This window comes from Variovorax boronicumulans NBRC 103145 (genome assembly GCF_001591345.1).
Taxonomy (GTDB): Bacteria; Pseudomonadota; Gammaproteobacteria; order Burkholderiales; family Burkholderiaceae_C; genus Variovorax; species Variovorax boronicumulans.
Genome location: NZ_BCUS01000162.1, coordinates 1 through 11,703 on the forward strand (window position 1 = coordinate 1; position 11,703 = coordinate 11,703).

The following is an 11,703-nucleotide window of genomic DNA, read 5'->3' on the forward strand; positions in this document are numbered from 1 at the left end:
GGCGTTGCGCCTGGCGCGCAGCGTGGCCGGCGACGACCGCCGCCTGTCCGCTTTCCCGCAGCGCCAGCAGCTGCAGCGCACGCGCTTTGCACTGCCCGCGCTGCCGACCACCACCATCGGCTCGTTCCCGCAGACCGCCGAGATCCGCGCGGCCCGCGCCGCCTTCAAGCGCGGCGAGCTCGATGCGGCCGGCTACCGCGAGAAGATGCGCGCCGAGATCGCACTGGCCGTGCGCAAGCAGGAAGAACTTGGCATCGACGTGCTGGTGCATGGCGAGGCCGAACGCAACGACATGGTCGAGTACTTCGGCGAACAGCTCGACGGCTTTGCCTTCACCGCCAACGGCTGGGTGCAGTCGTACGGCTCGCGCTGCGTGAAGCCGCCGGTGATCTTCGGCGACGTGGCGCGCCCGGCCGCGATGACGGTCGAGTGGACCGCCTATGCGCAGAGCCTCACCAAGTTGCCGATGAAGGGCATGCTGACCGGCCCCGTGACCATCCTGCAGTGGTCCTTCGTGCGCGACGACCAGCCGCGCGCCACCACCTGCGAGCAGATCGCCTGGGCGATCCGCGACGAGGTGAACGACCTCGAGGGCGCGGGCATCGGCATCATCCAGATCGACGAGCCCGCCATCCGCGAAGGCCTGCCGCTGCGCCGCGCGGGCTGGCCGGCGTACCTGAAGGCGGCCACGCGCGCCTTCCGCATCAGCGCCTCGGGCGTGCGCGACCAGACACAGATCCACACCCACATGTGCTATTCGGAGTTCAACGACATCCTGCCGGAGATCGCGGCGATGGACGCCGACGTGATCACCATCGAGACCAGCCGCTCGGACATGGAGCTGCTGCGCGGCTTCGGCGGGGAGGGCGGCTTTCGCTACCCGAACGAGATCGGCCCCGGCGTGTACGACATCCACTCGCCGCGCGTGCCTTCGGTCGACGAGATCGTGCGCCTCATGCGCAAGGCCGCGCAGGTGGTGCCGGGCGAGAACCTCTGGATCAACCCCGACTGCGGCCTCAAGACCCGCGGCTGGCCCGAGACCGAGGCGGCGCTGTCGAACATGGTGGCGGCCGCGAGGCTGCTGCGCGGGGAGCTGGCGCAGGCCTGATGAAGGGCGCGGGATCGCGGTGTGCCAATAATGCGGGATGTCCTTGCTGTCCCGCCTGTCGTCGCCCCGTTGCCTCTTGTTGCTGTCGTTGCTCCTTGCCCCCTTGACGGGGTGGACGCAGGACCGCGCGCAGGCCTTGCTCCAGTTCGAGGGCGTGCAGGCGCGCTACCAGAACGCCTACGGCCCCGGCGCCGTGTCGCGCGGTGCGCGAGAACTGCTGGAGCCGCCCGACCTGGCCATGGCCGACAAGGCTTTGCAGTCGCTCGACGTGGCGGCCGGTCGCGCCTTCGACGTGAACGCCTCGGTGGCCGCGATCCGGCAGGACGTGGCGGCGGCCGGGCAGGGCGCCGCTGCGCCGACGCCTCCGGTGCTGGAAGCCGTGGCGCGGCTGGCGAAGCTGCGCGCCGACTACGCCGCGATGGATGAGCCCGGCAAGGTGACCTTCTTCCATCAACAGCATGCGCGGCCGGCCGATCCGGCACGCGTCGAACTGCTGGCGCGCATGACGGTGGCCGAGGCGCGCGAGATCGATTTCTCGAGCCAGCTGCTCATGAGTGCGGTGGTCAAGCAGCTGGCGCGCGGCAATGCCGGGCAGTTCAGTTCGCTGCCCGACCGCACGCTCGACACCGCGCTCGATTCGCTGTGGTCGCGCGGCGTCACCTCGCCGCGACCGCGCAACCTGATGACCGTGGCGCGCGAGTTCGAAAAGCTGGTCACGCAGGCGCTGCTACTGGCGCTGCCCGACGCCGACGTAGCCGCCTTGCTCGCCTGGCGCAACGAACCGCAGGCCGCCGCCGAGCGCGAGGCGCTGCTGGGCAGCTACCGTGCCGAGGTCAAGGGCAGCGGCGCGGTCGCGATCCGCACGCTGGTGCGCAGCTGGGGGCGGCCCTGAGACTTGACGAAAGAGCGCCAAAGTTTGCAAACTCGGGGGCATTTGTACGAAAAAGTTTCACGCGACCCCCGCATGTCGGAAAGTTCCCCGTGATTGTTTCAATTCCGTGAACACTGCGATTCAGATTGACTGGGGTTTACCCTAGGAATTTGGCGCACACTTCAGGGCATCCAAAGCCCGATCAAGAAGGAATTGAAATGAAGACCTCGAACATCCTCGCCGCCGCCGCTCTCTCCCTGCTCGCCGCCGCTGGCGCCGCCCACGCAGAGACCTACGAAGGCGTTCACGCCGTGACCTCCGGCTACAGCCGTGCCGACGTGGCACCGCAAGCCGTGGCCGCCGCCCGTGCCGGCAACGAATACAGCGACGCCGTGTCGGCCAGCGTGGCCCCCGTGCTGGCCTCGTCGGTGGACCGCGCTTCGGTCCGCGCCGAAGCCGTGGCAGCCGCCCACGCTCCCGGCCAGAACCTGCGCCGCGAATCCTTCGCTGGCAGCGTGATCCCCTCGCAGGCACGCAGCTTCACGCGCCAGGCTGGCCTGTGATCGACGGCGGCGCAAGCCGCCTCGGTTAGCAAGACCACCACCCGAAAGAACCGGACCGTGCAACAGCACCGTCCGGTTTTTTCACGTCTGCGCTGTGCTCAGGCGCGCCGATGGCTGCGGTGGCAATGGCAGTCGGGCGCGTGGTCGTCGACGATGCCCGTGGCCTGCATCCAGGCATAGACGATCACCGGGCCGACGAACTTGAAGCCGCGTTGTTTCAGTGCCTTCGACATCGTTTCGGACAGCGGCGTCTGCGTGGGCACCGTGCCCGTGGTGTTGACGACCGGTTGGCCGCCCGCCAGGCCCCAGACGAAATCGGAAAAATCTTCGCCCGCCGCCTGCATCGCGAGGTAGGCCTTGGCATTGCCGATGGCGGCCTCGATCTTGGCGCGCGAGCGCACGATGCCCGCGTCCTGCATGAGGCGCTCGACATCGGCTGGCGTGAAGCGCGCCACCGTCTCGGGCACGAAACCCTCGAAGGCCGCGCGGAAGGCGTCGCGCTTGCGCAGGATGGTGAGCCACGACAGGCCGGCCTGGAAGCCGTCGAGCATCAGCTTTTCCCACAGCGCGCGGCTGTCGCGTTCGGGCACGCCCCATTCGGCGTCGTGGTAGCTGGCCAGCAGCGGATCGGTGCGGGCCCAGGCGCATCGCGGGGGCGAAGATTGGCTGTCGTCGTGAGGCATGGCTCGGCTATCGTCGGGGAATGTTTTCGGAATGAGGGGGTGACCCTGATGCAGCAGTCTCGTTTTTCATTGTCGGCGCTTTCGCTGGCCCTCGCGGTGCTCGCCGTCGCCGTTCCGGCAGGTGCCGAAACCCTCAAGAAACCCGCGCTCGACCAGCTCGCCGCCGCCTGGAAGGGCGGCCGCACGGCGCCCGATTTCAAGGCTTTCCTGGCGCAAGCGGCGCAGGCCCAGCCCGCGCTGCAGCCCAGCGTGGCGGCCTACACCGGCGGCAAGGCGCTGGCGGGCGACGACCTCGTCAACATCGCGCGCCTGCTCGGCCTGTACAACCGGCTGCAGAACCAGCAGGCCGTGATCGCCAGCATCGGCACCATGGTGGCCTTGCCCACGGTACGCAACGTGCAGGTGCCGCCGCACGAGAGCCCGCCGATGGTCGCGTTCGGCCAGCTGGTCGAGAAGATGGCGAAGGACTTCGGGCTCGGCTACCGCAACGTCGACGGCCGCATCTTCGAAGTGAGCCTGAAGGGCCGGGGCAGCGAGGAGTTCGGCATCCTCACGCACGCCGACGTGGTGCCGGCCGTGCTCTCCGAATGGGTGCTCGACGACGGCACGCGCCTGGATCCCTTCGCGATGACGCGCGTGGGTGACTTCCTCTACGGGCGCGGCACCATCGACGACAAGGGCTCCATCGCCGCCGTGCTCTACGCCATGAAGGCCGTGAAGGACAGCGGCCTGCCGGTGGAGCGCGGCGTGCGCCTGATGATCGAGACCACCGAGGAAACCGGCGGCGACGCGATGCAGTACTACCGCGACAAGACGCCGCTGCCGGCCTACAACATCGTGCTCGACAGCAAGTACCCCGCGGTCGTGGCCGAGAAGGGCTCGGGCGCGCTCAAGGTGTTCTTCCCCGCGGAAGCGGCCGACCCCGCTGCCACGGCCACCACGGCCATCACCGCGATGAGCGGCGCCGCCTCGGCCAACGCCATTCCACAGACCGCGACCGCCACGCTCAAGGGCGGCGACCTCGCGGCCGTGGCCGCGAAGCTCGAGGCCGCCAAGGCCGCCTTCGTGCGCAAGTACGAAAGCCAGGGCGGCAAGTTCGCGATCGACATCGCGCGCGGCGCCGAGGCTGTCGAGCTGAAGGTCACGGGCACCTCGGCCCACGGCTCGCGGCCCGAAGAGGGCGTGAACCCCGTGCCGCGCCTGGCGCTGTTCCTGAAGGAGTCCGGCGTGCCGCTGGCCGCCAACCCCTACCTGCGCGCCGTGCAGTACATCGACGCGCTCTACGGCACCGGCTACCTCGGCGAGAAGATGGGGCTGGGCTACCAGGACGACTTCATGGGCCCGCTCACGATGTCGCCCACGCTGGTGCGCATGGGCGCCGACGGCCGCCTCGAGGTGACGGCCAACGTGCGCATGCCGCGCGGCCGCACGCCCGACGAACTGAAGGCGCAGGTGGCGGCCAAGGTCAACGGCTGGGCCACGGCCAGCCAGGTGAAGCTGGAGCTGGCTTACGACCAGGGCAACTGGATGGCGCGCGACCCGAAGGGCGCGTGGCTCTCGACGCTGCTCAACATCTTCGGCGACACCACCGGCCTGGAGGCCAAGCCCGTGCCCACCGCCGGCAGCACCACGGCCAAGCTGATGCCCAACGCCATCAACTTCGGCCCCGCGATGCCCGGCAAGAAGTACACGGCGCACAACGCCAAGGAATACAAGGAAGTGCCCGACCTCGACGCCGACATGCAGATGTTCACCGAGATGCTGGTGCGCATCGGCAACCTGCAGCAGATGCAGTAGCGGCCCGCGCCGCAGCGATCAGGACTTCGATGTCGCCAGGGGCACCAGCGGTGCCCCGTTCTTCGTCTTGGCCTGGATCTCGGCGATGGTGCGCCGCATCGCGACGAAGCGTTTGGCGGAGCTCGGCGGGGTGCTCATGAAGCCCTTCTTTTTCGCGCCGGCCGTGTGCACCCCGAGCTCGCGCCAGATCCGTTCGGCGCCGTCGATGTCGTAGCCCGCCGCGGCCACCATGTAGAGGCCGAGGTAGTCGGCCTCGGCGTCGAACTGCTGCGAGAAGGGCGACGACAGCGCCTCTTGCGCCAGCCCGGTGCCGCCCAGCGCGCCATCCACGATGCCGGCCGCGATGCCCACCGCGCGCGTCTTGCCGCCATGCGACAGCACGCCGTTGGCCAGCTCGTGCCCCAGCACGATCGCGAGGTCGCGGTTGTCGGGAAAGAAGCGCATCAGCGCCGAGTTGACGAGGATCTCGTGCCCGTCGTTCTCCGCATGGACCTCGTTCTTCATGCGCGTGACGGCGGTGTAGTTGCACGCCGTGGTGTATGGCAGGCGCAGCGCCGTCGACTGGCCCTCGCGCTGCACCACGGCCTCCAACCAGCCCTCGCGTTTGGCGGGCTTGGTGCGCGCGGCGTCGATGAGCACGTCGTTGAGCCGGTCGATCCCTTTCTCGCCGGCGGGCAGCGGTTTGCCGCCGACGGACAGCAGCACGTCCCCGGCGCGCAGCGGTGTGGCCGGCGCCTGCTTCCGGTCGAGTGTCCACAGCACGGTCAGCCGGTCGTCCAGGTGCAGGGCCTGTTTCACCGCCGCGCGTTCTTCCTTCTCGAAGCTCCACAGGCTGGCGATGTGCGCGCCCAGGCTGGCCCGCACGTCGCCGCCGCAGAACGGCGCGCTGTGCTCCAGGAGCGGGATCGCCACGTCGTCGAGCCGGCGCTGCAGCGTCATGCGGTGGTTCAGCGACAGCGACTGCTGCAGGGCCTGCTCCTGCACGACGTCGGGGTCGTCGCTGGCGGGCCGGATGGAGGCGGCGCAGGCCGTGAGGACAAAGGTGGCTGCGATCGACGCGCAGGCCGGGAAGAAGGACGGGCGAGGGTTGTTCATTCGCTCAAGAGGTGCTCGGCATCGGTCGCATCCAGGCGCGGACGCGATGCCAGATGCCATCGAGGGAAGGGGAGTTGCCCGGTGGCGATGGCGACCGGGCGTTCCAGGCAAGGCGAGGTGCCGCGCCCGCTTGGCATTGTGGGAGCGCGAGCGCGCTCCAAGCTGAAGATCAGATGAAGGCTCAGCCCGTCTTGCGTGAACGCAGCGTGGCCGAGGGCAGCTCGCCGAAGCGCTGCTGGTAGGCCGCGGCGAACAGGCCGAAGTTGGCGTAGCCCCACGCCTGCGCCACCGAGCGCACCGTCGCGCCGGCGTCGGCCATCAGCAGCTCGGCGCGCACGCCCTGCAGGCGCTGCTCGCGCAGCGCGCGCATCGGCGTGGCCTGGCGGTATTCGCGAAAGGCGCTGTTCAGCGTGCGCACGCTGACGCCCGCCACGCTCGCCAGCTCACCGAGCGTGGGCGCGTGCTGGGCGTGCTCGCGGATGTGGCGCTCGGCCGCCAGCACATGCCGCGGCGCCATGCGGTGCTGCACCGCCTCGGCCGGGTGCTCCAGCTGCGCGCGCCACTGGGTCAGCACGTGCACGCCGATCATCTCTTCGAGGTGCCGCCCCAGCGGGCCGGTGTCGACCGCCTCGGGCAGTTCGGTGACGCAGCGGCACGCATACGACAGCAGCGCGATCCAGCTCGACTGGGCGCCGCCGAACTTGAACTTGCGCGTCCACAGCCGCTCGTCGGCGGGTGCGCCGAACCAGCGCGCATGCAGCGCGGCCAGCGCGTCGTGCGAGAAGCTGAGGTTCACCTGCAGGTGGTTGGCATCGAAGTCCACCCAGTAGTGGGTGCGCGAGGTGTCGACCACGAAGGCGTCGCCCACGCCGGTGTCGGCATAGGCGTTGGCTTCGGACCAGTGGCGGCCCGCGCCGCGCACGGTCGTCAGCACCATGCCGACGCCGCTGTCGGGCGAGAAGTCCTTGATGTTCACCGGAATGCCGTAGTGGAACCGGCTCAGCGTGAAGTGCCCGATGCGCGTGGCGTCGAGCACCGAGTCGGGCGTGCGCGCCCGCCCGATGGGCGTGACGCGGTAGGGCATGTAGATGCGGTCCGACCAGCGCCGGATGTCGTCCCAGTCGTGCGAGGCCACCAGGCGGTGGCGCTCGCTCGGCTGCCCGCGGGCGTCGGTGACCAGCACGTTGCGGATCGCATCCATCGCGCACCTCGGTTCAAGGAGAAGAAGGCGCCGCGCCCCGGGGCAACGGCTCAGCGGTGATGGTAAACCGCGGTCTCGAAAGCCACGAAGCCCGGGTAGCTCGCGCAGTCCTGGAACGGCAGGATCTGCGTCGCCCAGTAGCCGCCGATGCCGTTCTCGCGGTCGATCCAGAAGAAACTGTTGGCCAGGCCCGCCCACATCAGCGAGTTGGCCGGGCGGCCCGTGGGCGCGCGCTCGCGGTTGGTCATGAAGGTGTAGGACCAGCCCTTGTCGGTGCCGGGCAGGAACTCGCCCGTGTTGCTCAGCGCGGGCACCGACGTGCGCCAGCCGCCCACCGACAGGTCCATGGCGGCCAGGCCGTCCTGCGCCATGCGCTGCACCGTGTCGGCCTTCAGCACACGGCCGTGCGGCCCGGCGCCGTCGTTCAGCACCATGCGGATGAACTTCATGTACTCGCCCACGGTGGCATACAGGCCGTGGCCGCCCATGTCCATCGGCGGCGGCTCGGGCAGCACCAGCTCGGGCAGCGGCGTGAGCCGGCCGTCGGCTGCTCGGTCGTGGATGGTCACGCGGCGTGCCTTCATCGACTCGGACATTCCGAAGCCGATGTCCTGCATGCCCAGCGGCTCGAAGACGCGCTCCTTCATCACCTCGCCCAGTCGCTTGCCGCGCTGCTGCTCGACGATGCGGCCCAGCCAGTCGATGTTGGCGCCGTAGGTCCAGGCCGCGCCCGGCTCGTGCAGCAGCACGGTGCGGATCGATTCGAAACTGCCCGACACCACCGTGGGAATGTTCAGCGCGGCGCGGTACTTCAGGTCGTCTTCGCTGAAGAACTCGTAGCCCAGGCCCGAGGTGTGCAGCATCAGGTCGTTGACCGTGATGCGCCGGCGCGGCGCGCGCGTGCGCGGCCGGCCGTCGGCGTCGAAGCCGTCGAGCACCTGCAGCTCGTCGAGCTCGGGCACGTAGGCGCCGGCCGGATCGGAGAGAGAAATCTTGCCTTCCTCGACCAGCTGCATCACGCAGGTGCCCGTGATCGCCTTGGTGGTCGAGAAGATGGCGAACACGCTGTCGGTGGCCATCGGCCGGTCGAGCCCGAGTTCGCGCGTGCCGGCGGCGCCTTCGTAGAAATTGCCCGTGCGGTCGGTCGCCATCGCGACGACGCCGGGGGCGCCGCCGTGGCGGTGAACGGTCTGGTGCAGCGTTGCGTCGAGCGCGGTCTTCAGCCTGTGCGAGGTCATGCCTTCTTGTCTCCTGTGTGAGGAGGCCGGGCGGTGTGTGAAGGGTTGCCTGCGCGCCGGCCTGCCATGCGAAATTCCGCAGGCAGCGGCAATCTAGGGCCGAGGGCTCACCGATCCTGTTCGCAAATGGCGGGCGGCTGTGCGGATCTGGCAGTCATTGCATGCGCGTGACCCGCGACGCGCGCGGGGCGCATTTCAGCCCACGCCGTGCGCCTGCAGCACTGCCTTCAGCCGCCGCACCTCGTGCTGCAGGTCGAGGATCAGCGCGGCGGCGTCCAGGTTCACGCCGAAGTCGCGTTCGAGGCGGCGCGCTTCAAGCGCGTGCTGCAGGTCGGTGCTGGAGAACTCCCAGCGCTCGGGCGGTGCGTCGGTCGTGGTGACCTGCACGATGCCCACTTCGACCAATTGCACGACCCAGGCGGTGTCGGCGCCGCAGGCGTGCGCCAGTTCGTTCGCGGCCAGCGGGTGCGAGACGCCGATGGCCGTGGTGGTGGTCACGGAAGAAAAGTTCGCCATGCTCAGACTCCCAGGTGCTGGCGGGGGTTGAACGAGGAGGTCGCCTGCGCGAGTTGGGCGTAGGCGTTGCGCGCGGCCTCGCTGTCGGCGGGCGGCAGTGCGATCTCGAGCAGCAGGTACAGGTCGCCGGGCGTCTTGCCCGCGAAGCCGCGGCCCTTGAGGCGCAGCTTCATGCCGCCGCGCGCGTTGGGCGGCACGGTGACCTCGACCACGCCGCCGGTGGGCGTGGGCACCTGCACCTGCGCGCCCAGCGCGGCCTCGGCCGGCGTGACGGGCAGCGTCATGTACAGGTCGCGCTCTTCCACGCGGTACAGCTTGTGCGGCGCGATGCGCACCTCAAGGTACAGGTCGCCGGCCGGCTCGCCGCCGTGGCCGGGCATGCCCTGGCCTGCGAGGCGGATGAACTGGCCGGGGTGCACGCCGGGCGGGATCTTCACGGCGAGTGTGCGGTTCTCCCACTGCGGACGGCCCTGTGCGTCGAGCGACTGGGCGCGCAGCGTGAGCTCGCGTTCGGCGCCGTTCAGCGCGTCTTCGAGCGTGATCTCGATGGCCGCGTGGTGGTCTTCGCCGCGCGCGCGGTAGTTCTGCCGCGTGGCACCGCGCCGCTCGGCGTCGCCGAACATCGACGAGAAGAACTCGCTGAAGTCGGCGTGGTCGGCCGGGCCCTGGCGCGGGCCGCGGTGAAACTCGTAGCCGGTGTCCCAGCCGGGCGGCGGCTCGAAGCTGCCGTCGGGGCGGCCGCCGCGTGCGACACGGTCGGCCAGCGCGTCGTAGGCGGCGCGCTTGTCCTTGTCGCCGAGCACGTCCTTGGCCTCGTTGATGTCGCGCATGCGCTGCTCGGCGTCGGGCTCCTTGCTGACGTCGGGGTGGTACTTGCGGGCGAGCTTGCGGTAGGCCTTGCGCACCTCGTCGTCGGACGCGGTGCGTTCGACACCCAGTGCGCTGTAGTAGTCCTTGAATTCCATGGTGGTGGTGATTCCTTTCGGTGGACGGCGTACAGGGCGACCGGGCGCTGGTTCAGGCCAGGGCGGCTCCGCCGTCGGCGTGCCGCTGTTGCAGCGGCGTCACGGCCCATGTGGGGCCGGCACGTGTGAAGCGCAAGGGTTGCGCGTTGCCGAAGATGCTCGCATCGACCGCCACGCCCAGCAGCGCGGCCAGCGCGTAGAGCGTGCCGCCGTGCGCCACCACCAGCACCGGCGCGGGCTGCGCGGCGAGTGCGGCGGCCAGCGCCTGGCGCTTGCGGTCGACGAACTGCGCCAGCGTCTCGCCGCCCTCGGGCTCGCAGGCCCAGTCGATGTTGGCGGACGAGGTGCCGATGAGCGCGCCGAAGTTGCGCTCGCGCAGGTTCTCGTGCGCGCTGGGCACGAGGCCCAGGGCGCGCGCCACGGTGTGGGCGGTGTCGAAGGCGCGGCGCGCGTCGCTGCACACGATGGCGCTGATCGGCTCGCCGGCCAGTAGCTCGGCCGCCTGCACTGCCTGCTGCTCGCCGAGCGCGCTCAGGGGCTCGTCGGGCGCCTGGAAGACGCGCAGCGCATTGCGCCCGGTCTGGCCGTGGCGCAGGAAGTAGAAGTGATCGCAGGCCGGGGCGAGCGGCTGCTCGGCGGCCAGGCGGTTCAGCAGGTCGATGCCCGTAGCGGCGTGGGCGGGAAAAGGAACGGTGCTCGAGGACATGGTTCAGTACGCCAGCTGCAGCGGCTTGCCTTCGCGCTGCGCCTGCACGTCGGCCGGGTGGAAGGGCAGCGGATGCCACTGCTTGGCCGCGAACAGCGGCAGCTGGTCGTAGGCGCGCGGCGAGGCCGGGTCGCTGCTCTGGCCGTAGGTGAGCAGGCCTTGCGCCACGGGGCCGCGCGCGTCGAAGGTCACGACCTGCATGTAGCTGCTGCCGTAGTTGATGGCGTAGCCCTTCGGGTCGATCAGCGGCTGGCCCTGCGATTCGAGCTTGTTGAGCACGCCCTCGAACTCGTCGCCGCCGGGCAGCGCGATCTTCTGGCCGCGCACGGTGCGCGACTGCGGCACGCCCAGCGCCACGTCGGCCGCGAAGCCCGCGGTGCGCACGGTGCCGACCGCATCGCCCAGCGCCTTGAACACCGCCTCGCGCGTGGCGGGTGTGGCCATGTCCAGGCCGGTGGGCGTGGTCACGGGCTGCGCCGGGTCGAAAGGCACGCGCCAGACCTTCGGCAGGTCCTTGGCCTTGCGCCAGAACTCGCGGAACAGCGCCGCGCCCTTCGATTCGGCGTTGCTGGTGCGGTCCCAGGCGGAGAGCACGCGGCAGCCCAGGGCCTGGTCGGCGTTCAGCGCGGCACCGGTGGCGGTGCACGCGGCCTTCAGGTCGTCCATCACCAGCATGCCGGCGAGGTTCCTGTCGCGGAAGATCACGCTGCGCAGCTCGGCCGCGCCCATGCGGTTGCCGGGCAGGCCGTCGGTGCCGGCCAGGCGGCCTTCGATTTCCATGATGCCGCTGCGCGTGCGCAGCCGCTGCGGCACGCCGACGGGGCCGACCAGCGGCGACACGCCGGCCATCGGCGGCACGCGCGGGTTGCTGAGCCAGAAGCTGTCGTTGCTGTTCTGCACCCAGTCGGGCGTGACGACGACGGGCATGCGGGCCGGCGCGATGATGCCGGGCGCGGCGGC

12 protein-coding genes are annotated in these 11,703 nt (G+C 70.1%); 4 read left to right on the top strand and 8 right to left on the bottom strand.

The genetic code is table 11. The features are described from left to right. The 3 genes from metE to VBO01S_RS28720 all read left to right on the top strand — a co-directional run. The coding region (metE, locus tag VBO01S_RS28710) for a 5-methyltetrahydropteroyltriglutamate--homocysteine S-methyltransferase (RefSeq protein ID WP_082818338.1) at positions 1–1,108 on the top strand (1,108 nt) is incomplete at its 5' end. 37 nt (positions 1,109–1,145) lie between these two features. Then, positions 1,146–2,000 (top strand): hypothetical protein, encoded by an 855-nt coding sequence (locus VBO01S_RS28715; protein ID WP_062481850.1) that lies wholly within the window; start codon positions 1,146–1,148, stop codon positions 1,998–2,000. A 197-nt stretch (positions 2,001–2,197) separates the two neighbouring features. Further along, entirely contained in the window at positions 2,198–2,542 is a 345-nt protein-coding gene (locus tag VBO01S_RS28720) for a hypothetical protein (RefSeq protein ID WP_062481853.1), read from the top strand. Positions 2,543–2,640: 98 nt separating this feature from the next. On the opposite strand, the gene VBO01S_RS28725 is transcribed toward VBO01S_RS28720, so the two are convergent. Next, the gene (locus tag VBO01S_RS28725; protein ID WP_062481856.1) at positions 2,641–3,225 is read right to left on the bottom strand and encodes a DNA-3-methyladenine glycosylase I; all 585 of its coding nucleotides are present in this window, start codon (positions 3,223–3,225) and stop codon (positions 2,641–2,643) included. 48 nt (positions 3,226–3,273) lie between these two features. Here VBO01S_RS28725 and VBO01S_RS28730 point away from each other — a divergent pair, with 48 nt between their 5' ends. Further along, complete coding sequence (locus VBO01S_RS28730) at positions 3,274–5,022, top strand: dipeptidase (protein ID WP_370682030.1); 1,749 nt, start codon at positions 3,274–3,276, stop codon at positions 5,020–5,022. 18 nt (positions 5,023–5,040) lie between these two features. On the opposite strand, the gene VBO01S_RS28735 is transcribed toward VBO01S_RS28730, so the two are convergent. The 7 genes from VBO01S_RS28735 to VBO01S_RS28765 form a co-directional block, all read right to left on the bottom strand. Beyond that, complete coding sequence (locus VBO01S_RS28735) at positions 5,041–6,117, bottom strand: M48 family metalloprotease (protein ID WP_062481859.1); 1,077 nt, start codon at positions 6,115–6,117, stop codon at positions 5,041–5,043. A 181-nt stretch (positions 6,118–6,298) separates the two neighbouring features. After that, positions 6,299–7,318 (bottom strand): AraC family transcriptional regulator, encoded by a 1,020-nt coding sequence (locus tag VBO01S_RS28740; protein WP_062481861.1) that lies wholly within the window; start codon positions 7,316–7,318, stop codon positions 6,299–6,301. 50 nt (positions 7,319–7,368) lie between these two features. Further along, a complete protein-coding gene (locus VBO01S_RS28745) occupies positions 7,369–8,556 on the bottom strand; it encodes a serine hydrolase domain-containing protein (protein ID WP_062481863.1) in 1,188 nt (395 codons plus the stop codon). Between the two features lie 195 nt (positions 8,557–8,751). After that, entirely contained in the window at positions 8,752–9,072 is a 321-nt protein-coding gene (locus tag VBO01S_RS28750; RefSeq protein WP_062481866.1) for a chaperone modulator CbpM, read from the bottom strand. A 2-nt stretch (positions 9,073–9,074) separates the two neighbouring features. Next, the gene (locus VBO01S_RS28755; protein ID WP_062481869.1) at positions 9,075–10,037 is read right to left on the bottom strand and encodes a DnaJ C-terminal domain-containing protein; all 963 of its coding nucleotides are present in this window, start codon (positions 10,035–10,037) and stop codon (positions 9,075–9,077) included. Between the two features lie 52 nt (positions 10,038–10,089). Next, positions 10,090–10,743, bottom strand: a complete 654-nt coding sequence (locus VBO01S_RS28760) for a histidine phosphatase family protein (protein WP_062481872.1) — start codon at positions 10,741–10,743, stop codon at positions 10,090–10,092. A gap of 3 nt (positions 10,744–10,746) precedes the next feature. Further along, positions 10,747–11,703: penicillin acylase family protein (locus VBO01S_RS28765; RefSeq protein WP_174543709.1), on the bottom strand; the 957-nt coding region annotated here is incomplete at its 5' end.